Origin of the sequence: Rhizocola hellebori (assembly GCF_016862955.1) — a bacterium.
GTDB classification, from domain to species: Bacteria; Actinomycetota; Actinomycetes; order Mycobacteriales; family Micromonosporaceae; genus Rhizocola; species Rhizocola hellebori.
Genome location: NZ_BONY01000053.1, coordinates 1 through 20,009, shown reverse-complemented (window position 1 = coordinate 20,009; position 20,009 = coordinate 1). Strand labels below are relative to the sequence as shown.

The window sequence follows — 20,009 nt, the reverse complement described above, 5'->3', positions numbered from 1 at the left end:
CTATTTTGAACGCATGTTCAGAACGAGTGTTCAGAACTTTGAGGTCGCCGTACTGGGCGGCGGGATGGCCGGCCTGGCCACCGCGCTGCGGTTGCAGGCCGCCGGGCTGTCCACAGTGGTCCTTGAGGCACACGGGCACGCGGGTGGATGCGCGGGATACTTCCGCCACAAGGGCTTCTCCTTCGATGTGGGAGCCACCACCCTGGTCGACTTCGAGCCCGGCGGGGTGGGCGGCGAGTTCCTGGAGACGGTCGGCCTGGGCGCGCTCAACGGGGAGCGGCTGCCCGGCTATGTGGCCTGGCTGCCCGATCGAAAAGTCACCCTCTACCGGGACCAGCGCCGATGGCATGAAGAAAGGCTGCGCTCGCTCGGCTCGAGCCCGGGTCATGTGGCCTTCTGGGCGCTGCTCGATCGGCTGGCCGGCGTGTTCTGGGCGGCGAGCCGCAACGGGATCAAGCTGCCGATCCGTACCCCGCAGGATCTCTGGGCCGACCTGAGAGCGCTGGGCGCCGGTAACCTGCCGCTGGCCCGATATCTGACCTGGACGCTGGGCGATGCCTTGCGCCGCTTCGGTTTGAGGCAGGAAGACGCCCTGGCCGGGCTGTTGGGCATGCTCGTCGAAGACACCGTGCACAGCACCGTCGACCGAGCCCCGCTCATCAATTCCGCGCTCGGCGTGACCATCCGGGGCGCCGGCCTGACCCGCCATCACGGCGGAATGCACGGCTTCTGGAAACTTCTCGTCAGCCGCTATCGAGAGCTGGGTGGCGTGTTGCAGGCCGGGTGCCGGGTGCATCGGGTCGAGCCCGGATTCATCATCAGCACCAACCGCGGCGAGTGGCGCGCCCGCCAGGTCGTCAGCTCGCTGCCGATCGCGTCGACCGCGCAGATCTGTCCAATGACGACTGATCGCCTGCGGCGGTTCATCAAACGCGACGAGCCCGAGCTGGGCGGCGCGGTGGTGGCCTTCCTCGGCGTCCCGCAGGAGGAGGTGGCCGGGCAGGACTTCACCCATCACCAGCTGATGCAGGACTACCGCCGCCCGCTGGGCGAGGGCAACAACATGTTCGTCTCCGTCTCCGCCCCTGACGATCTGCAAAGCGCCCCGGCCAGGCACCGGGCGGTGATGATTTCCACCCACACCGATCTGGAGGGCTGGGACGGGCCCGACTACGAGCAGCGCAAGAAAGAGCTCGGGGAACATCTGGTGCGCTGCGCGCAGCGGGTCTACCCCCATCTGGGCGAACGCGCCGTCGTCTACCAGGTGGGGACTCCCCGCAGCTACGAGCGCTTCACCTGGCGCCCACGCGGAGCGGTGGGCGGGGTGCGGCAGACCTTGCGCAACACCAACCAGTTGGCGGTTCCGCACGACATCGGCATCGACGGGCTGTGGCTGGTCGGCGACACCACCTGGCCCGGCTTGGGCACCGTCGCCTGTGTCCTGGGAAGCCGCATCGTCGCGAAGGGGATCCTGAGATGATTACGCCGGATCTGCTGGAAACCTCGCCACGCCAACGGGTGGTGGCCCTCACCCGCCCCTTCGCCGGGGTGGCCGTTTTCGCCACCGTGGCCTGGCTGGGCTGGTGGTGGCTCACCCCGATCGTCATGTTCGCCATCTTCGTGGCCGTGGTGACGGTGACCCACGACGTCGTCCACCGCGCGATCGGCCTGAACGCACGGCAGACCGACTGGGCACTGTTCTTCTGCGGGCTGGTGTTGCTGGAGAGCGGTCACGCTTATCGGATAACCCACCTGCAGCACCATCGAACCTTCCCCAGCGACGACGACCCCGAGGGTTATCCGGCGCACCTGAGCTTCCTCGGCGCAGTGGTATATGGACCTGTGTTCCTGGGACGGCTGTGGTGGTGGGCCTGGCGGCGCACCCCCTCCGCCCGGGGCTGGCTCCTCGCCGAGGCGGCGATGCCGTTCACCGCCGTTATCGCCGGGGCGTTGCTGTGGCCCATTACCCCCGGGCTCCTGGTCTATGCGGTGATGGCCATAGCCGGCAGCTGGGTCTACCCGCTGCTCACCGTTTACCTGCCACATCACGACTTCGGGGACACGCCGCTGACCCAGACGCGCACCCTGCGGGGGCGCATCATTCCGGCGATCTTCCTGGAGCTGACCTACCATCTTGAGCATCATCTGCACCCGCAGGTGCCCAGCCACCGGCTCGCCGAGCTGTCCCGCCGGCTCGACCCGATGTTCGCGGCGGCCGGAGTCCGGCCCAGAAAGGTCCCCTAGGTGGCGCGCGCTGAAACCAAAGAACGTTTGCTTCAGGCCGTGGTGCACACCCTTGCTTCTGTGGGGTACGGCAAGACGACCGCCCGGGCGATCGCCAAGACCGGCGGGTTCGCCCCGGGCGTCATCTACTACCACTACACCGACCTCGATGACCTGTTCGTCGAGACCGCCCGCTTCACCAGCGCGCGAAGGCTGGAGCGGTACCAGGCGGAGACGAAAGACTTCACGGGCGCAGCCGATCTGGCGATTCGGCTGCGCTCGCTCTACGAGGAGGACACCGCCGAGGGCCACATCGCCGCGATACAGGAGCTGGTCGCCGCGGCCGTGGCCTCACCCCGCCTCGCCGCGCAGGTGAAGGAGGAAACGGCGCGCTGGCAGGAGTTCGCCGAGTCGGTCATCCACAAGCTGCTCGCCGGCTCGCCGATCGCCGACATCGTCCCCGTTCCCGAGCTGGCGTCGGCGGCTGTCGCCACCTACCTCGGCCTGGAGATGCTCTCCCACCTACACGCCGACCGCACCGGCCCCGAGCAGATGTTCCAAGCCGCCCACCGCCTAGCCCTGCTAATCGACTCTCTGGGCGGCGGTAACTAGCCCGCGCCCGGCAGCCAACGAGCTGAGGACTGCGCAAGATTCTCGCGGTTTTCGGGCGAGATATGGCCGTGGCCGAGTGGTTAGCTGCGGTTCCCTCGAAGTCGCGGATCATGCGCGGCGGTGTCGCCGGTGGGTGCGGGGAAAACCGCTGGCAAGGGGGAGGGGGTGGGCTAATAAGCTGGGCATCGAGATGGAGAAGCCGCAGATGACGCCAGAGCTGAGCGAGCGCCTATCCGGGCTGATGATTCGCGATCAGCTGCGGCTGGCGCGCCGACCTGACCCCGCTGGCATTGAGGCGGCGCAGGAGAGGGTGCGGGCGCGGGCGGAGTCGGTGCCGCGCATCCAATATCCCGATGACCTGCCGGTGGCGCAGAAGAAAGACGAGATCGCGGCGGCGATCCGGGATCATCAGGTGGTCATTGTGGCCGGGGAAACCGGGTCGGGCAAAACCACCCAGATCCCCAAGATTTGCCTGGAGCTGGGCCGGGGGATCAAGGGGCTGATCGGGCACACCCAGCCGCGGCGGATAGCGGCCCGCACGGTCGCCGAACGGATCGCGCAGGAGCTGGAGACGCCGCTCGGCGGCGCGGTCGGCTGGAAGATCCGATTTACCGATCAGGTCAGCGAGCAGACGCTGGTCAAACTGATGACCGACGGCATCCTGCTCGCCGAGCTCACCAGCGATCGAAGTTTGTCGCAATATGACACGCTGATTATCGACGAGGCGCACGAGCGCAGTTTGAATATCGATTTTATTCTCGGGTACCTGAAGCAGCTGCTCCCAAGACGCCCCGATCTCAAGGTCATCATCACCTCCGCCACCATTGACCCGGAGCGCTTTTCGCGGCATTTCGGCGACGCCCCGATAGTGGAGGTGTCGGGCCGGACCTACCCGGTGGAGGTGCGCTATCGGCCGTGGGAGTCTGAAGACCAGATCCAGGCGATCTGCGACGCGGTCGATGAGCTCAGCGGGGAGCGCCCCGGAGACATCCTGGTCTTCCTCAGCGGCGAGCGCGAGATCCGCGACACGGCGGATGCCTTGCGCCGCAAGAACCTTAGGCACACCGAGGTGCTCCCGCTCTTCGCCCGGCTGTCAACGGCCGAGCAGCACAGGGTGTTCCAGCCACACACCGGCCGGCGCATAGTCCTGGCGACGAACGTGGCCGAAACCTCGCTGACCGTGCCCGGAATCAAGTACGTGATTGATCCGGGGACGGCACGAATCTCGCGCTACAGCAACCGTCTCAAGGTGCAGCGGCTGCCGATCGAGCCGATCTCGCAGGCTTCGGCCAATCAGCGCAAGGGCCGCTGTGGCCGGACGTCGGACGGTATATGCATCCGCCTCTACGACGAAAACGACTTCGAGGCGCGCCCCGAGTTCACCGATCCGGAGATTCTGCGGACCAACCTGGCGAGCGTCATCCTGCAGATGATCTCGCTTGGGTTGGGTGACATCGCGGCGTTCCCCTTTCTCGATCCGCCCGATCGCCGGCAGATCAACGATGGTCTGGCTTTGCTGGAGGAGCTCGGCGCGCTCGAGACGTCCACGCGGGTGGCGCCGGCTGGCGGCAAGGGAAGGCTGACCGCGGTCGGGCGCAAGCTTGCCCAGCTGCCGCTGGACCCGCGGCTGGCGCGGATGGTGCTGGAGGCGGACCGCAACGGGTGTGTCCGGGAATTGCTCATCATCACCTCGGCACTGTCCATTCAGGATCCACGGGAACGGCCGACCGAGGCGGAAGCGCAGGCGACCCAGTCGCATGCGCGATTCAAGGACCCCGAGTCAGATTTCGGCGCCTATCTGAAACTGTGGGAGTACCTGCGGGAGCAGCAAAAGGAGCTGTCGTCGAGCCAGTTCCGCAAGATGTGCAAGAACGAGTATCTCCACTATCTGCGCGTTCGGGAATGGCAGGATCTACAGGCCCAGCTGCGCCAAGTGGTGCGGGGCCTCGGTTTCGCCATCAACACCGAGCCGGCCGAGCCGCTGCGCGTGCATCAGTCGCTGCTGGCCGGCCTGCTGAGCCACCTCGGCTTCTACGACCCCGACAAGCGCGACTATCAGGGCGCCCGCAACGCGCGTTTCGCCATCTTCCCGGGGTCGGCGCTGTTCCGGAAGAACCCGCGTTGGGTGATGTGTGCGGAGCTGGTGGAGACCTCCCGGCTCTGGGGCCGGGTGGCCGCGAAGATCGAGCCCGAGTGGGCCGAGTCGCTGGCCCAGCATCTGGTGAAAAAGCAGTACAGCGAACCGCATTGGGAGAAGAAACAGGCGGCCGTGGTCGCCTACGAGAAGGTCACCCTTTACGGCCTGCCGATTGTGGTCAAACGCAAGGTGAACTACGGCCGCATCGATCCGGTGCTGAGCCGTGAGCTGTTCATCCGCCAGGCGCTGATCGAAGGCGACTGGGAGACCCATCACAAGTTCTTCCAAGCCAACCGTGACCTTCTGGAGGAGGTTGAGGAGCTTGAGCACCGGGCCCGCCGGCGCGACATTCTCGTCGACGACGAGACGCTGTATGCCTTCTACGACCAGCGTCTGCCCGCCGACATCGTATCGGGAAGGCATTTCGACTCGTGGTGGAAGAAGGTCGGGCGGCGCACTCCCGAGCTGCTGACCTTCACCAAAGATCTGCTCATCACCAAGGATGTGAGCATGGAGGATTATCCGTCCACTTGGGACGGACTCCAGCTCAGCTATCAGTTCGAGCCCGGCCAGCACGCCGACGGTGTCACCGTGCACATCCCGCTGCCGCTGCTGAACCAGATCTCGCCGGACGGATTCGAGTGGCAGGTGCCCGGGTTGCGCGAAGAGCTTGTCATCGCGCTGATCCGGTCGCTGCCGAAGGCGATCCGGCGCAACTTCGTCCCGGTACCCGATGTGGCGCGCGATGTTCTGAGCCAGATCAGCCCGGAGAATGGCCCGCTGTTGCCCGCCATGGAAAAGGAGCTGCGGCGGCTGACGGGTGTGGTGGTGCCCCGGGATTCGTGGGACTTTTCCTCGGTACCAAGTCATCTGCTAATGACTTTCAAAGTTGGTGAGGTCGAAGGTAAGGATCTCGCCGCGCTCAAGCGGCAGCTGCGGGCGGAGGCGCGGGCAGAGGTCGCGGCCGCCGCCGACGACCTGGAGCGGCACGGGTTGACGCGATGGGACTTCGATGAGCTGGCGAAGCTGGTCCGGCGCAAGCGCGGTGAGCACGAAGTCAACGCCTACCCGGCTCTGGTCGACGAGGGCGAAACCGTTGGTGTGGCGGTGTTTGACACCGAAGGCGAGCAGTGGGGTGCGATGTGGCGCGGCACCCGCAAACTGCTCCGGCTCACGGCCCCGCCGCCGCTGAAGGCGATTCAGGGAAGGCTGTCGAATCAGGCCAAGCTGGCGTTGAGCCGCAACCCCTATGGCGGGGTGGCGGCGCTGCTTGACGACTGTGTCACGGCGGCGATCGACAAGGTCATCATTGAGGCGGGCGGCCCGGCCTGGACAGCTCCCGCCTTCGAGTCGCTGGCGCAGTCGGCGCGGGCGGCGGTGGGCGAGACGCTTTACGAGCTGCTCAGTCAATTGGAGCCGATTCTGCGCTCCTGGTACGAGATCGATCGCAAACTGAAGAGCATCACCAATGTGATTCTGGTGAGGTCGGTCTCCGACATTCGCGGCCAGCTCGACGCGCTGGTATATCCGGGGTTCGTCGCGGCGGCCGGCCTTCGCCGGCTCCCCGACATCGTCCGTTATCTGCGCGGCATAGAGCTTCGCCTGTCCAAATTGGAGAGCGCACCGCAACGCGACCGGGAAAGGCTGCTCAAGCTCGATGAGGTGCTCGCCGAATACGAGGACTACCGCGACACCATCCGCCCCGGCGGCCCCGGATGGGACACCCTGCAACAGGTCCGCTGGATGATCGAGGAGCTGAGGATCGGCACTTTCGCGCAGGAGCTGGGCACGGCATATCCGGTTTCTGACGTCCGGATCTACCGCACCCTGGCTACCATCGCCTAGTTGTCGCCCGCCCAGCGGGCATCTTCCTCTTTGATGCGCGCTTCGCGCTCGGAGATACGCTGCAGCGCTCCCTCCGCCTCGGCCCGCGACTTGTACGGCCCGAGAACGCGGTTGGCCGGGCACACATCTTTGTCGGTCTCGACTCGGTTGTGGTCGGTGCACCAGTAGTAATGCATGACTTCAATCTATGACAGCGGCTTGGTCCGGTCCTCATCCTCGACGGATATTTTCACCGTCGGCTCCTCGCCCGCATTCTGCTGCGGCACGCCCGGGATGGCCGTGTCGGAAAGCCTCGGCGCAGCTGGCGGGGTGGCCGCCGGCGACGCAGCGGAAAGCCGAGGTGGCGGCGGCGCACCAACCGTGCCCGGCGGAAGCGGCGCTGGCGCAACCGCCGGTGTGGCTGCGGCCGAGGCGGCGGCGCGCGGTGGCGGTGGTGGCGCTCCGGGTGGCAGCGGCGCCGCAGGTGTGACGGCGGGCGAAACCGCAGGACGCGGTGGCGGTGGCGGCGCTCCGGGCGTAACCGGTGGGGCAGCTGCGGCCGAGGCGGCGGAAAGCGGCGGTGGTGGCGGCGCACCTTCCACGTCCTGAAACGCAGGCGGCGCAGGCGTGCTTGCCGCAGGGCGGGCCGGGGCGACCGGTGGTGGCGGCGGTGCGGCGGGTGGGGTGCTTGCCGCGGGCCGGGTCGGTTTGGCCGGGGGTGGCGGTGGCGCGCCGGGCGGGACGTCGGGGTAGCGCAGCGATGGGGGCGCGATGTCTGGCAACGTCAGGTATTCGGGTTGCTTAGGCATCTGCTTGGTTTCGTCCGGAATGGACGGTCGCTGCGGTTGCGCCGGATAGGTAGGGGTAGGCGCGGGATAGCCCTGCGGATAGCCGGGCGGGTAGCCGGGGTAGGCCGCCGCCGGGGCCGGGTAGGCCTCCCGCCGCCAGCGGCGGGGGCTGGTCACCGTGGCCACCAGCGGAACTCCGAGCAACATGCCAAGCCCCCACTGGCCGACAGCGCCTCCCATGTGCACGTCGAGCATGCTCAGCGCCTTGTCGTAGCTCTGCGGGGCGACTAGAGCGAATCCACTCGCTCCCATCAGGGCCACGCCGGCCAGACCCGGACCGACCGGCGAAAGCCGCACCATGACGAGAATGCCGTAAAGCACCCCGGCCAGGAGCAGCGCCCCGAGTGCGGCCATGGTGCTCAGCGGGTCGTCGATGAACCTGCCGGCCCTCGCCGAGGCGAAGGCGCTCAGGCCTGTCCCGGTGAGCAGGAAGACCGCGGGCCCGAAGACCGCGGCGAGCAAAAGGGATCCGAAGTGGCGCACCGCTTCAGGATGACCTATCGGAGCCAGTGCCGGATGTCGGGGTCGAGACACTAGGCGGTGTCCACGCGGGTGCGGGCGGGGGTGGAGTCCACGCGTTCGGATCGGCGGGAGCTTTGTCGCCCCGCCAGCGAGCTGGGCTGAAGACGGCCACCAGGAGCGTTCCACCGACGACCGCGAGCACACCGCTATGTAGTGGTGTCGAAAGCACGACCTCGTAGTTGCCCACCAGCTTGGTGTCTCCGAACAGGCTGCTGGCCGAGCTGGGGGACAGCAGAATATAGACGGTGGTTCCTATATAGAGGACCGCGGCCACCAGTGCCCCCACCGGGGAGGTGCGCACGCTGCCGATCAGGCCGAGAATGAGACCGACCCCGATCAGGAGTAGTCCACCAAACAGAAAGTCGGGTTCTGACGACGAAAGGGTGACCTTTTCGGTCATCGCGGCCTGTCCAAACGCGATTAGGAACCACGCGAGCGGCGCGATGATGACGCCAGCGACAAGACTCCATATGTGACGCATTCGTTGGACGGTACCGGTTCAACTCAAGCTAAGAAATAGAGCCGTAGGCTGACCGGCATGATCGAAGCGCGTCCGACCGGCTACTCCCGCGTTACTCTGAGCCGGATCATGACATCGCAGGATGTCAATCTTTACGGGACCGTTCACGGCGGCGTGATCATGAAGTTCGTGGACGACGCGGCGGGCGCGGCAGCGGCCCGGCACTGCGGATTCAACGCGGTGACCGTCTCCCTCGACGAGATCGCGCTCATGGTGCCGGTTCGGGTCGGCGACCTCGTGCATGCCAAGGCCCAGGTTAACTGGACCGGAAACACCTCGATCGAGGTCGGCGTGACCGTGCTCGCGGAGCGCTGGAACGAGGGCGGCCGCGAGCCGGTCAACGTAGCCTCGGCCTACCTGGTCTTCGTCGGGATAGACGCCTTCGGCAAGCCGCGCGAGGTGCCCAGGGTGATGCCGGCCGACGCCGAAGATGAACGCCGTTTCGCCGAAGCCGAGATCCGCCGCCAGCACCGTCTAGCCCGCCGCCGCGCCATCTCTGCCCACCGCGGGGAATAGTTCCTGCCCACATAGTGGACCAGCTGCCGGTGAGGCAGGATGGTTTTGTGACTGTGCTCTGGACTCCACCAGCCAACATCCGTGACACCTCGCGGATAGGGGCGTATCTGCGCTGGCTCGAGGCGAAACGGGGGCTCACCTTCGCCGACTACGAGGCGCTCTGGGAGTGGAGCACCTCCGACCTGCCCGGGTTCTGGTCGTCGATCTGGGAGTACTTCGAGCTGCCGCCCGCTGCCGGCCCGGTGTTGGCCGGCGACACGATGCCGGGCGCGGTGTGGTTCCCCGACGCCAGGCTCAACTATGCCGAGCAGGTGCTGCGGATGCCCGGGTTCGCGCCCGGGGACACTGTCGTGCTCGGCTACTCACAGACCCGCGAGCCGGTCCTGCTGACCGCGCAGGAGTTGCGCGAGCAGGTGCGGCGAGCGCAGGCGGGTCTGCGCAGGCTGGGAGTGGGTCAGGGCGACCGGGTGGCGGCCTATCTGCCGAACATTCCGGAAACCCTGGTGCTCCTGCTTGCGACGGCCAGCCTTGGCGCGATCTTCAGCTCGTGCGCGCCCGAGTTCGGCACCCGCAGCGTCACCGACCGCTGGCAGCAGATCTCGCCGAAGGTGCTGGTGGCCGTCGACGGCTACCGCTATGGCGACAAGGTGATCGACCGCCGCGAGGAGGTGGCCGCCATCCAGGCCGCGCTGCCCTCGCTCGAACACACCGTGCTTATGTCCTATGTGGAGGGTCAGGTGGGCCTTGGCCCGCTGAGCGAGCCGGCCGACCAGCCGCTGACCTTCGCGCCCGTGCCGTTCAGCCAGCCGCTTTACGTTCTTTATTCGTCGGGTACCACCGGACTGCCCAAACCCATAGTCCACGGCCATGGCGGAATCCTGTTGGAGCATCTCAAGATGCTCGCGTTGCACCACGATCTGGGCCCGGGCGACCGCTTCTTCTGGTTCTCCACCACCGGCTGGATGATGTGGAACTATCTGGTCTCCGCCCCAGCCGTCGGCAGCTCGATCGTCATGTTCGACGGCAATCCGGGCGCACCGGATCTGGGCATGCTCTGGCGGCTGACGCAGGAGGCCGGGGTCACCTACTTCGGCACCTCTGCGCCTTTCCTTCTCGCATGTCGCAAAGACGGCCTGGTACCCACCAAAAATGAACGGCTCAAAGGGCTGGGCTCAACCGGGGCGCCCTTGCCGCCGGAGGGTTTCCGCTGGGTCTACGAGAATCTGGGCCACCGGCTTCAGCTGCAATCGCTCAGCGGCGGCACCGACGTGTGCACCGGCTTCGTGGGGGCGACTCCACTTAATCCGGTCTATGAAGGCGAGATTGCGGCCAGATGTCTTGGCGCGAAAGTCGAGGCGTTCGATCCTGCGGGCAAGCCCGTGCTCGGCGAGCTTGGCGAGCTTGTCATCACCGCGCCCATGCCGAGCATGCCGGTCGGCTTCTGGAATGACGACGACGGCAGCCGCCTGCGCGAGGCGTATTTCGACGTGTTCCCGGGCGTGTGGCGACACGGCGACTGGATCACGATCACCGAGCGCGGCAGCTGCGTCATCACCGGACGATCCGACGCCACTCTCAACCGAGGCGGGGTCCGGCTGGGCACGGCCGAGTTCTATTCGGTGGTGGAGGGCATGCCCGAGGTGGCCGACTCGGTGGTGGTGCACCTGGAGGACACCGAGGGCGGCGCGGGCCAGCTGTTGCTTTTCGTTGTCCTGCAACCCGAGCTGGGCGAGCTCGGTGACGAGCTCAAGGCGAAGATCGCCCGCGAGCTGCGCACGAACCTTTCCCCGCGCCACATCCCGGACGCCATCCATCAGGTCAAGGCGGTGCCCAGGACGCTGAGCGGCAAGAAGCTCGAGGTCCCGGTCAAGCGCATCCTGACCGGCACGCCGGTGGAATTGGCCGCGGCCAAGGGCGCCCTGGCCAATCCCGAGTCTCTAGCCGAATTCGAGGGCCTGGCGGTGTCCCGTTTGGACGGCTAGCCGACGCGGGCGGTGACACGTTCGGTTGCGGCCCGGCGATCCAGGGTTGCCGGATCGGCGTTGCGGCACAGCACCATCGAACATCCGGCCGCAATCGGGGCGAGTAACCAGTCAGTGACCGAGTCGTGACTGTCCACATTGACCAGAACCCGATCGCCCCGGCTCAGGCCGAGCTCGTTGGCGCGGCGGGCGGCAGCGGCGACAAGGTCGGCGTTGGCCGCGGCGGAAGCCGGTGGCCCGCCATAGAAGTCGCCGTGCGCGCGGGCCGAGAGCACCCAATCTTGAACGCCGTCCGGAAGATTCCTTACCGGGAGCGCGAAGGGGTGCAGACCGACCGCGTAATCGGCGGTCGCGGTGGGCAGGCCGAAAGACACCTCCCCGGCACCCTCGTCCGCCACCGACAACCCAACCGTCCAGCAGGCAAGCAGGATGGCGGCAGTTTGCCAGTGGGCAGGTAGCTGTATGACAGCGACATCGCCCTCGGCCAGACCCAGCTCGTCGACGAGCAGATTGGCGGTCTTGTTCACCCAATTGGCGAGGGTGGCGCCGGAAAGCTCTGTGCGCTCGCCTGTCCCCTCGTCGTACCAGGTGAGCATCGGCCGTGTCGGGTCGGCTGCGAAAGCGGAGGCGAAGAGTGACGCAATGGTGGACACGCTGTCAGGCTAACGACACCCCGGTAGGCGGACGGCGCGGTGGGTATTAAGCGGCGTAGTCTAAAGCTGACCGCTGTGAAAAGGCGCACAGTATGGCGCTTGTTACACCCCCACAAGGAGTGTCCACCGTGACGATCGCTCGTTCTCCCCGAGTGCTTGTGGACGCGACTAGCGTTCCTGCCGACCGTGGTGGCGTAGGACGCTATCTCGACGGTCTGCTTGGAGCGCTCGCGGTTCATACCGACATCGACCTGTCGGTCGTATGTCAGCGCACCGATCAGGAGCGCTATTCGCGCATCCTGCCCAACTCACAGGTGATCGCGGCACCCGCCGCGGCCGCCCACCGCCCGGCGCGCCTGGCGTGGGAACAGACCGGCTTGCCGCTGCTGGCCCAACAGGTCAACGCGTCGGTGCTTCATTCACCCTTCTACACCTGCCCGCTGCGGGCCGGCTGTCCGGTGACTGTGACTGTCCATGATGCGACGTTCTTCACCGAGCCGGAGCATTACGAGAAGTCCCGCGGCACCTTCTTCCGTTCGGCCATCAAGACGTCGCTGCGGCGCGCCGAGCGGGTCATCGTGCCCAGCAAGGCGACCCGTGACGAGCTGATCCGCCTTCTTGACGCCGATCCGACACGGATAGATGTGGCTTATCACGGCGTCGATCACACGGCGTTCCACGTGCCGAGCGAGGACGAGAAGGCCAGGGTGCGGGCCCGGCTCGGGCTCTCCTCCAGCTACCTCGCGTTCCTGGGGGCCAAGGAGCCCCGCAAGAACGTGCCCAACCTGATCCGCGGGTGGATCGCGGCGGTCAAGGACAGGGTGGAGCCACCGGCTCTGGTGATCGCGGGCGGTCAGGGGCACGACGACGAGATCGACCGGGTGGCCGCCGAGGTTCCGGCCAATCTGCGGCTGCTGCGTCCGGGATATCTGCGCTACGCCGACCTGCCGGGGTTCCTGGGCGGTGCGATCATCTGCGCCTATCCGAGCCACGGCGAGGGCTTCGGCCTGCCGATCCTGGAGGCCATGGCGTGCGGCGCACCGGTGCTCACCACGCCCCGGCTGTCGCTGCCCGAGGTGGGCGGCGACGCGGTGGCCTACACCAAGCCCGAGGCCGCGCAGATCGCGGAAGATCTGGCCAAGCTGCTCGATGATCCGGCGCTGCGTGCCAAGCTCGGCGCGGCCGGTCTGGCCAGGGCGAAGGAGTTCAACTGGGCATCGAGTGCGGAGGCGCATGTGGCCTCGTGGACCAGGGCTGTCCGGCACCAGGGGTGAGTCCTCAGGCATGATGGGCTGATGTTGCACGCAGTTATCCCGGCCGGTGGAAGCGGAACGCGCCTGTGGCCTTTGTCGCGGGCGGGTAATCCGAAGTTCCTGCACCCACTGACCGGCACGGCGCAAACGCTGCTGCAGGCAACGGTCTCACGGCTGGAGCACATCTGTCCGCTGTCGGACATCATGGTCGTCACCGGTGTGGCGCACGCGGCGGCGGTGGCGCGACAGCTGCCCGATCTTCCAGAGCGCAATATCGTGGTCGAGCCCAGCCCACGGGACTCCTGCGCGGCGATCGGCCTCGCCGCCGCACTCATCGCCCGGCAAGATCCGCAGGCGATCATGGGGTCTTTTCCAGGCGATCATCTGGTACGAGACACCTCCCGCCTGGTCGAAGTCCTCGAACAGGCCGCGGCCGGAGCGAAGCAGGGCCTGCTCATGACGGTGGGCATCACTCCCACCCATCCCGAGACCGGTTACGGCTACCTCGAATGCGGCGAAGGCCTCGACTGGCCCGTGCGGCGGGTCGACCAGTTCAAGGAGAAGCCGAGTCACGCGGTCGCGACGCAATACCTGGAGTCGGGCCGGTACCTGTGGAACGCGGGCATGTTCGTCTGGCGGGTGGACGTGTTCCTCGCCGAGCTGCAGCGCCAGCAGCCCAGCCTGCACGATGGCCTGATGCGGATAGTGGCGGCCTGGGACACCGATCGCGACACGGTCATGGGCGAGATCTGGCCCACCCTCACCAAGATTTCGATCGATTACGCGGTCATGGAGGGCGCCGCCGCGGCGGGCCTGGTCGCCACGGTTCCCGGGGACTTCGGCTGGACCGATGTCGGTGACTTCCACGCCGTCGCTGAGGCGCTGCCGGCCGATGAGTTCGGCAACGTGCTGGTCGGCGACGACAAGTCCGACGTCGTTCTGCACGATGTCACCGGAAGCATCATCGTGCCCCAATCCGGCCGGCTGGTGGCCGCGCTCGGTGTGAGCGAGATCATTGTTGTGGATACGCCCGACGCGGTGCTGGTGTGTCGTCGCGACCGGGCCCAAGACGTAAAGCATCTCGTCGATGAGCTGAAGAACCGGGGTGACCACCGAGTCTAAGCTGGGCAGATGCACCTGGTCGAGCTGACGATCGCCGATAACGAGGCGAGCGATCTGCTGCGCGTCGAAGATCCCGGGCTGCTGGCTGAGCTGGGTGCGGAGTCCGCCTACTGGACGGTGCTCGACGAAGGCCCGGTCGAGAAGTGCCTTGCCCTGATCGTGCATTCGCAGCGGGACGGCTGGTCGGCCCACCATGTCGCGGCTCAGGCGGGCGAGCACGCCGACCGCACCGAGGACGCAGAGGCGCTGGCCTATCACGACGGCTGGGTCTATGTGCTCGGCTCGCATTTCGGCTCGAAGAAGGGTCCGCTGCAACCCAAGCGCGCCTTCGTGGCCCGGTTCCGCGAGTCGGGGGCCCCGGCTCTGGAGATTGTGCGGCATCGCTTCGCTCTGCACCGCGCCGTCAACGACGCGCTCGCCGAGCTGACCGGCCCGGCCCACGCCCCGGTGCATGAGAGCTTCATCGCGCGGGCACGTGAGCGGGGCTTGGCCAAAGGCAAGTCCTGGGTGGAGCAACTCCAGCCCGGCGACCACCCGATCAACGTCGAGGGCGCCGCGTTCACCGCGCGGGGAACCCTCCTGATTGGACTGCGCTGGCCGGTGACGGTGACCGGCGAGCCCATCATCGTCGAGCTGGCCGGCGTGCCCGAGCTCTTCAGCGGCGGCACCCTGATCGTCGTCGGCGCCCATGTGCTGGCCGGCGCGGGGCCCGGTCCGCTGGGCGTGCGCGCGCTCTGCGCCCGTCAGGAGGGCGGCTTCGACGTCGTCATCGGCTCGATAGACGCGCTCGACAAGGGTTCTGTGTTGCTCGACACACATCCACAGGCACGCGATGCCACCTGCCGGCATTTCCGGTTCACCCTGGGCGAGCAGAGCCCGGCGGTCATCGAGCCCGAGCTGATCGCCGATCTCGCGCCGCTGCACCACGTGGAAGGCATCGCGGAGTGGCAGGGCCGATCGCTCTACGTCACCGATGAGGATCATCGGGTGGCTCTGTATGCGCAGCCATGACGTGGGCGGCCGACCCTGCCACTCCGTGACCCCCGTGGAACCAAGACAATGCGGCAAGCTGGGGCCATTCGTCGATGACCTTCGGCCCAGACTTAAACACGCAGGCGGGAGCGGCTGATGCTGCGCATCCACTTCACCGGCGAGGATTTGGCGAAGACACGGATTATCTCCCGGCCCGACCCGCTCTGGGAGACCGTGCTCAGCTGGCACATGCTCCGGCAGCGGAGCACCGATCCGTTGCTGCTGCCGTGGAAGCGGCAGGTGCTCGCCGGGCTGAAACCCGGCTCCCCGGCACGAGCCGAGGTTGCCCCGCTGCTGGCGGTCAACCCGCCGCTGGGCTACTTTCCCGACCTGCTCACCCCGGCCGAGGCGGAGCAAGGGCTCCAGGCCGGTGTAGAGGCCGTGCTCGCCTTGCCCAAGCCACGGCTGCACCGCGAGATCGGAAAACTCAGCGAGGTACACGGCGGGCTGGACGCCGACACGATCGACCTGGCCGAGGGGAGGACCCCGGCCCTGGATCGGCTGGGGCAGGCGTTGCGCGGCTTCCACTCCCACGCCATCGTCCCGATCGCCGACCGGATCCAGGTGGCTTTCGACGCCGACCGGGCCATGCGGGCGCAGACCTTCCTCAAGGGCGGGATAGTCGCCGTCCTCACCGGGCTGCACCGGCAGGCCGAGTTCCGGGACAACGTGCTGGAGATTTCGGACTCCTTGACGGACAAGGAAATCCACCTGAACGGTCGCGGGCTGCGGCTGGTGCCCTCCTACTTCAAGGAGACCCAGTCGCGGCCGATGACCCTCGCCGATCCCTCCCTGCCCCAGGTGCTGGTCTATCCAGTCGATCGCTCGGCGGGGCTGGTCGCCTCGGCCGCCCGCGAGCCGCTGGCCGCGCTGCTGGGCCGTACCAGGGCCGCGCTGCTGGAGCTGACCGAAGCCGGGGGCTCGACCAGTCAGCTGGCCCGCCGCTTGGAAATCTCCCCGGCTGCCGCCAGCCAGCACCTCACCATCATGCGGGAGGCCGGTCTGATCATCTCGGTGCGTGAGGCCAACGCGATGCGCCACCTCACCACGCCGCTAGGCCGGGCGATCCTTTCCGGCCGCGGCGCCCAGCGCGATGGCCTCGGCGGTGCCCAGTGAGAAAAGGTCGTGCTCGGCATCGCGGATGAGGGTGGCAACGACGCCAGGGGAGTCTTCGGTGGCGCTCATCAAACCTCTGATGACTGCCACCGGTACCGAATCAATCTTCCCTTTGACAAGCTCTGCGGCTGACGCAAGCTCGTCCACGACCGCCATCTGGGTCAGATGAAGCTCGTTGCCGTGCGGGTCGGTCTCGCCGCGATAGTCGCGCAGCGGGGCGATGCCGGCGCAGCCCAGGGCCACATCGGTGAGGCCGTTGCGCCATGGGCGGCCCATGGTGTCGCTGATGATGATCGCCACATCGACGTGGTGCCGCTCGCGCAGCGCGGCCCGCAGGTCCGCCGCGGACCGATCGGGGTCCTTCGGCAGCAGCACAAGCTGAGCCGGATCCACGTTGGAGTTGTCGATGCCGGCCGACGCCATCACGAAGCCGTGGTGGGTCTGCACGATCCTGGTCTGGCCTCGGGTGGCCACCACCCGCGCCGTTTCCGAGCGCAGCAGCTCCTCCCGGGCGGCGTCGCGATCCGGCCCGGCCGCCGGAACGTCGGCCAGCCGGCCCTCGGCCTTCGAAACAATCTTGCTGGTCACCACGAGGATGTCGCCGTCGCGAAGCCAGGGTGCCGCCTCGGCGATCAACTCGGCCAGGTCGTCTCCCGGCCTTACCTGCGGGATGCCCCGCACCGGCAGGACGCTGTAACCATCCATCATTCGGCGCTCCTCAACGCGGCTTGAACCATGCCCACGGTAGCGGCCTCGTCTGTCATCCAGAGCGGAGTCGGCACCACGTTCACCCCCGGCACCTCCGCCTGCGCGTCCACCGGGTCAACCAGCCACGCCTTGAGCATGGGCGCGTAAAGCCCGCCCACCCCGGCCGCGCTGCACTCGACTCCGATGGCGGAAAGGCACTTCTCCGCCATTCCGCGCACAGCGGCGCCCCCGATGATCGGTGACACTCCCACCACAGGTGCCTTAAAAGCTTCCTTAATCCCCGGGATGGCCAGGATCGGCGCGATCGAGACGACCGGATTGCTTGGGGCAAATAGCACGACATCGGCAGCATTCAACGCGTCAAGCACCCCTGCGGCTGGCTTTGCGCTGTCGGCACCGAGAAAGACGAACCGTTTGGCGGGCAGCTCCGCTTTGTGGCGGACCCACCACTCCTGAAAATGGATGGCTCGGTCCTGGATAACCACGTGTGTCTCGACCCGGTCATCGCTCGCCGGCAGCACGGTGATGCCCGGCTGCCACCGCTGGCACAAACGCGCCGTGATCGCGGAGAGCGGCTCGCCCGCGGCGAGCATGGTGCTGCGTACCAGGTGGGTGGCGATGTCACGGTCACCGAGCCCGAACCAGGTCGGCTCCGCACCGTAAGCGGCCAGCTCCTCTTTGACGTTCCAGGACTCGTTTTTGCGCCCCCACTGCCGGTCCGGGTCTATGCCATCTCCAAGCGTGTACATGACTGAATCCAGGTCAGGGCAGATCCGCAGACCGTGCATCCATACATCGTCGCCAACGTTCACAATGGCTGTCACCTCTGCGCCGATGGTTTTAGCGTGAGCCCTCACCCCCAGCAGGAAACGAGCCCCGCCAATTCCCCCAGCCAGCACCACGATCCGCATGCAGCCCATCGTAGGCGGAGGCCTCCGACCTGCGGGATCGGCATCTGACCGCCTCCCGTCAAGTGCGACACGCCGGGGAAAATTCAGCGCGACACGCCCGACACTCCCGTTACCAGCGTGGGGATTGGATCGATAGGCGGGTGACCAATGTGGCTAGTCCCATGTTGGGTGTTGGCGGACGGTGACGGTGCCAATAGCAAACTCGGCTTGACTATGCACGTATGACACGCGTGTAATTTCGGTTGGGGTCGGGAAGCTACGGGTGTCACAACGCCGCCAATGTGGACAGTCGTATGCCTTCCGGGGCGAAGTCTGGATGGTTCGCCAGTTTCGCTGGGGGGTCGCGCTGGGTAATCCGGCGCTCATGAAGGAGGCAGCGGAGATGGACGGTCAACCCGTCGTGGCGGATCTGCTGGGCAACGCGCCTGAATGGCAGGAGCGTGCCCTGTGTTCGCAGACGGACCCTGAGGCGTTCTTTCCTGAGAAAGGCGGCTCAACGCGCGAAGCAAAGCGGATCTGCTCGCGCTGCGAGGTCAAGTCGGAGTGCCTGGAGTACGCGCTGGCTCACGATGAGCGGTTCGGTATCTGGGGTGGACTGTCCGAACGCGAGCGACGCAAGCTGAAGCGCCGGGCCATCTAGCCTTAGGGGCCCAGGTCGTCTGGTGATAGGCCTAGCAGGTTCGCCACCTGTTCGACGATGACATCGCGAATAAGAGTGCCTAGATCATCACGATCGGTGGCGCGAAACTCGAGTGGTCGGCGATAGACCACAATCCGGGGCGGCACACCGTGCCGTCCCGGTCTTCCCGGCAGCAGCCGGGCCAGCGGCACGCGGCCATCCTCAAGCACGTCCGAGTCGTAGACGTTGAGCTCCGGCGGGACGTCCTCCACCGCGAATTCGACCCCGGCAAGCTCGGTCGCATAGCGCGCCTCTAGCGTCTCGACCGTATCCAGCACCAGATCATCGAAGATCTCCGCCTTGGTCCGGGCGAGTGGCACGCTGGCCGGAACCAACCGGCCGCGCATGCCCCGGCCGTGTCGATCACGACGGCGGCGCCAGGTGGTAGGACGATGGCGGGGTCGACTGGTCACTTCGCCAATCTAGCGCGTGATCTTGCTCCGGCGTGTCGTCCACGCCAGCCGGGGAACTGTCGCATGGGTCCGCTAACGTCACTCGCCGTGAGGTCTCCACGGCGATGCTCCCGAAATGGCTGCCCAAGGCAGGCGGTTGCCACGCTGACCTATGTCTATGCCGATTCCACCGCTGTGGTGGGTCCGCTGGCAATTAACCCCGAGCCCCACACCTATGACCTTTGCGAATCCCATGCCCGCAGCCTGACCGCTCCGCGCGGCTGGGAGCTTGTCCGCTTCGACGGCGAGTTCGAGCCACCGCCACCGACCACCGACGACCTGGTCGCTCTAGCTGACGCGGTCCGCGAAGCGGCTCGTCCCCCCGTGCGCGCCGAGCCCTACTCGCCGCCCAGCCCCAGCCCGACCCGCCGGGCCCACCTGCGCTCCGTGCCGCCCCCGCCCCGCTAAGGCCCTATTGCGCCGCTCCGTCGTGGTCCCACGCCGTATCTCCCGGCGGCAACGCCACGCCCGTGCACGCTCACCCTCGGCGGCTCCGCCGCCGACCCCCTGGCGCTAGATCACCTCCAAGCTCTCCCAGGCACAACCACTCGTCGCGAGTACCTCCATCTCTGCATCAGGCATGCGATGCACAGATGGACATACTCACCGACACCACGCCATCCCCGCACCGCCCCCGATCGCTCACTCACCCACCACCCCCATGCCACAGGAGCAACGCCAGCTCCCCGTCCGCCATCCAACATCGACCGTGCCGCCCAGTGGTGTTGCGACCGGGCCTCCCGGTGGTGCCGCCCCGGGGCCTCCCGGTGGCCTGCGGCCGTGCCGCCGGGTGGTCTGCGGCGGGTGCCGCCGGGTGGTCTGCCGCGGTGCAGCCAGGTGGTCTGCCGCCGTGCCGCCGGGTGGTCTGCCGCGGTGCAGCCAGGTGGTCTGCGGCCGTG

At 67.1% G+C, this 20,009-nt stretch carries 19 protein-coding genes and 1 pseudogene; 12 read left to right on the top strand and 8 right to left on the bottom strand.

The features are described 5' to 3' along the window. The first annotated feature begins 13 nt into the window (after nucleotides 1-13). The 4 genes from Rhe02_RS33320 (at nucleotide 14) to hrpA (ending at nucleotide 6,817) form a co-directional block, all read left to right on the top strand. Entirely contained in the window at nucleotides 14-1,480 is a 1,467-nt protein-coding gene (locus tag Rhe02_RS33320; protein ID WP_203912413.1) for a phytoene desaturase family protein, read from the top strand. Beyond that, nucleotides 1,477-2,244, top strand: coding sequence for a fatty acid desaturase (locus Rhe02_RS33315; RefSeq protein WP_203912412.1), 768 nt, complete (start codon nucleotides 1,477-1,479; stop codon nucleotides 2,242-2,244). Before Rhe02_RS33320 ends, Rhe02_RS33315 begins: the two co-directional genes overlap by 4 nt. Then, nucleotides 2,245-2,835: a TetR/AcrR family transcriptional regulator gene (locus Rhe02_RS33310; protein ID WP_203912411.1), complete on the top strand. Its 591-nt coding sequence runs from the start codon at nucleotides 2,245-2,247 to the stop codon at nucleotides 2,833-2,835. A 190-nt stretch (nucleotides 2,836-3,025) separates the two neighbouring features. Further along, nucleotides 3,026-6,817: an ATP-dependent RNA helicase HrpA gene (gene hrpA / locus Rhe02_RS33305; RefSeq protein ID WP_239124217.1), complete on the top strand. Its 3,792-nt coding sequence runs from the start codon at nucleotides 3,026-3,028 to the stop codon at nucleotides 6,815-6,817. On the opposite strand, the gene Rhe02_RS33300 is transcribed toward hrpA, so the two are convergent. From Rhe02_RS33300 to Rhe02_RS33290, 3 genes are read right to left on the bottom strand one after another with little or no spacing between them, the layout of a single operon-like run. After that, nucleotides 6,814-6,993 carry a hypothetical protein gene (locus Rhe02_RS33300; protein WP_203912410.1) on the bottom strand — a complete coding sequence of 60 codons (180 nt, stop codon included), beginning with the start codon at nucleotides 6,991-6,993 and terminating at the stop codon, nucleotides 6,814-6,816. The two genes, hrpA and Rhe02_RS33300, sit on opposite strands and share 4 nt — an antisense overlap. 9 nt (nucleotides 6,994-7,002) lie before the next feature. Continuing rightward, complete coding sequence (locus Rhe02_RS33295) at nucleotides 7,003-8,127, bottom strand: hypothetical protein (RefSeq protein ID WP_203912409.1); 1,125 nt, start codon at nucleotides 8,125-8,127, stop codon at nucleotides 7,003-7,005. A gap of 4 nt (nucleotides 8,128-8,131) precedes the next feature. Further along, on the bottom strand, nucleotides 8,132-8,647 hold the full coding sequence (locus Rhe02_RS33290) for a hypothetical protein (RefSeq protein ID WP_203912408.1): 516 nt from the start codon (nucleotides 8,645-8,647) through the stop codon (nucleotides 8,132-8,134). A 57-nt stretch (nucleotides 8,648-8,704) separates the two neighbouring features. On the opposite strand from Rhe02_RS33290, the gene Rhe02_RS33285 reads away from it, so the two are divergent. Further along, entirely contained in the window at nucleotides 8,705-9,202 is a 498-nt protein-coding gene (locus Rhe02_RS33285; RefSeq protein ID WP_203912407.1) for an acyl-CoA thioesterase, read from the top strand. A gap of 47 nt (nucleotides 9,203-9,249) precedes the next feature. Beyond that, nucleotides 9,250-11,184, top strand: a complete 1,935-nt coding sequence (locus tag Rhe02_RS33280) for an acetoacetate--CoA ligase (RefSeq protein ID WP_203912406.1) — start codon at nucleotides 9,250-9,252, stop codon at nucleotides 11,182-11,184. On the opposite strand, the gene Rhe02_RS33275 is transcribed toward Rhe02_RS33280, so the two are convergent. Beyond that, on the bottom strand, nucleotides 11,181-11,837 hold the full coding sequence (locus Rhe02_RS33275; protein ID WP_275412663.1) for a TIGR03089 family protein: 657 nt from the start codon (nucleotides 11,835-11,837) through the stop codon (nucleotides 11,181-11,183). The genes Rhe02_RS33280 and Rhe02_RS33275 overlap by 4 nt on opposite strands. 128 nt (nucleotides 11,838-11,965) lie before the next feature. Between Rhe02_RS33275 and Rhe02_RS33270 the strand changes: the two genes are divergently transcribed. The 4 genes from Rhe02_RS33270 (at nucleotide 11,966) to Rhe02_RS33255 (ending at nucleotide 16,360) form a co-directional block, all read left to right on the top strand. Then, nucleotides 11,966-13,111, top strand: coding sequence for a glycosyltransferase family 4 protein (locus Rhe02_RS33270; protein WP_203912405.1), 1,146 nt, complete (start codon nucleotides 11,966-11,968; stop codon nucleotides 13,109-13,111). Between the two features lie 21 nt (nucleotides 13,112-13,132). Continuing rightward, a complete protein-coding gene (locus tag Rhe02_RS33265) occupies nucleotides 13,133-14,212 on the top strand; it encodes a mannose-1-phosphate guanylyltransferase (protein ID WP_203912404.1) in 1,080 nt (359 codons plus the stop codon). Nucleotides 14,213-14,221: 9 nt separating this feature from the next. After that, a complete protein-coding gene (locus tag Rhe02_RS33260) occupies nucleotides 14,222-15,223 on the top strand; it encodes a hypothetical protein (RefSeq protein ID WP_203912403.1) in 1,002 nt (333 codons plus the stop codon). A 117-nt stretch (nucleotides 15,224-15,340) separates the two neighbouring features. After that, a complete protein-coding gene (locus Rhe02_RS33255) occupies nucleotides 15,341-16,360 on the top strand; it encodes a winged helix-turn-helix domain-containing protein (RefSeq protein WP_203912402.1) in 1,020 nt (339 codons plus the stop codon). Here Rhe02_RS33255 and Rhe02_RS33250 read toward each other — a convergent pair. Beyond that, nucleotides 16,322-17,068 (bottom strand): annotated as a pseudogene (locus Rhe02_RS33250) (coenzyme F420-0:L-glutamate ligase); the annotation flags it as partial. The gene Rhe02_RS33255 and the pseudogene Rhe02_RS33250 overlap by 39 nt on opposite strands. Next, the gene (cofD, locus tag Rhe02_RS33245) at nucleotides 17,065-17,979 is read right to left on the bottom strand and encodes a 2-phospho-L-lactate transferase (protein WP_203912400.1); all 915 of its coding nucleotides are present in this window, start codon (nucleotides 17,977-17,979) and stop codon (nucleotides 17,065-17,067) included. The pseudogene Rhe02_RS33250 and the gene cofD, both read right to left, overlap by 4 nt. A 382-nt stretch (nucleotides 17,980-18,361) precedes the next feature. Between cofD and Rhe02_RS33240 the strand changes: the two genes are divergently transcribed. Further along, nucleotides 18,362-18,619, top strand: coding sequence for a WhiB family transcriptional regulator (locus Rhe02_RS33240; protein WP_020520129.1), 258 nt, complete (start codon nucleotides 18,362-18,364; stop codon nucleotides 18,617-18,619). 2 nt (nucleotides 18,620-18,621) lie between these two features. On the opposite strand, the gene Rhe02_RS33235 is transcribed toward Rhe02_RS33240, so the two are convergent. Further along, a complete protein-coding gene (locus Rhe02_RS33235; RefSeq protein ID WP_239124221.1) occupies nucleotides 18,622-19,005 on the bottom strand; it encodes a metallopeptidase family protein in 384 nt (127 codons plus the stop codon). A gap of 153 nt (nucleotides 19,006-19,158) precedes the next feature. Between Rhe02_RS33235 and Rhe02_RS33230 the strand changes: the two genes are divergently transcribed. Further along, entirely contained in the window at nucleotides 19,159-19,518 is a 360-nt protein-coding gene (locus Rhe02_RS33230) for a DUF3499 domain-containing protein (protein ID WP_203912398.1), read from the top strand. A 234-nt stretch (nucleotides 19,519-19,752) separates the two neighbouring features. Here the strand turns inward: Rhe02_RS33230 and Rhe02_RS33225 are convergent. Then, nucleotides 19,753-20,009, bottom strand: a 257-nt coding sequence (locus Rhe02_RS33225) for a hypothetical protein (RefSeq protein ID WP_203912397.1), incomplete at its 5' end; no start/stop codon positions are given.

Excerpts from the sequence above, each read along its gene's own strand:
- cofD (WP_203912400.1), bottom strand. The coding sequence starts at position 17,979 with ATGCGGATCGTGGTGCTGGCTGGGGGAATTGGCGGGGCTCGTTTCCTG.
- Rhe02_RS33240 (WP_020520129.1), top strand. The coding sequence starts at position 18,362 with ATGGACGGTCAACCCGTCGTGGCGGATCTGCTGGGCAACGCGCCTGAA.
- Rhe02_RS33235 (WP_239124221.1), bottom strand. The coding sequence starts at position 19,005 with ATGCGCGGCCGGTTGGTTCCGGCCAGCGTGCCACTCGCCCGGACCAAG.
- Rhe02_RS33260 (WP_203912403.1), top strand. The coding sequence starts at position 14,222 with ATGCACCTGGTCGAGCTGACGATCGCCGATAACGAGGCGAGCGATCTG.
- Rhe02_RS33285 (WP_203912407.1), top strand. The coding sequence starts at position 8,705 with ATGATCGAAGCGCGTCCGACCGGCTACTCCCGCGTTACTCTGAGCCGG.
- hrpA (WP_239124217.1), top strand. The coding sequence starts at position 3,026 with ATGGAGAAGCCGCAGATGACGCCAGAGCTGAGCGAGCGCCTATCCGGG.
- Rhe02_RS33265 (WP_203912404.1), top strand. The coding sequence starts at position 13,133 with ATGTTGCACGCAGTTATCCCGGCCGGTGGAAGCGGAACGCGCCTGTGG.
- Rhe02_RS33320 (WP_203912413.1), top strand. The coding sequence starts at position 14 with ATGTTCAGAACGAGTGTTCAGAACTTTGAGGTCGCCGTACTGGGCGGC.
- Rhe02_RS33300 (WP_203912410.1), bottom strand. The coding sequence starts at position 6,993 with ATGCATTACTACTGGTGCACCGACCACAACCGAGTCGAGACCGACAAA.
- Rhe02_RS33255 (WP_203912402.1), top strand. The coding sequence starts at position 15,341 with ATGCTGCGCATCCACTTCACCGGCGAGGATTTGGCGAAGACACGGATT.
- Rhe02_RS33290 (WP_203912408.1), bottom strand. The coding sequence starts at position 8,647 with ATGCGTCACATATGGAGTCTTGTCGCTGGCGTCATCATCGCGCCGCTC.
- Rhe02_RS33315 (WP_203912412.1), top strand. The coding sequence starts at position 1,477 with ATGATTACGCCGGATCTGCTGGAAACCTCGCCACGCCAACGGGTGGTG.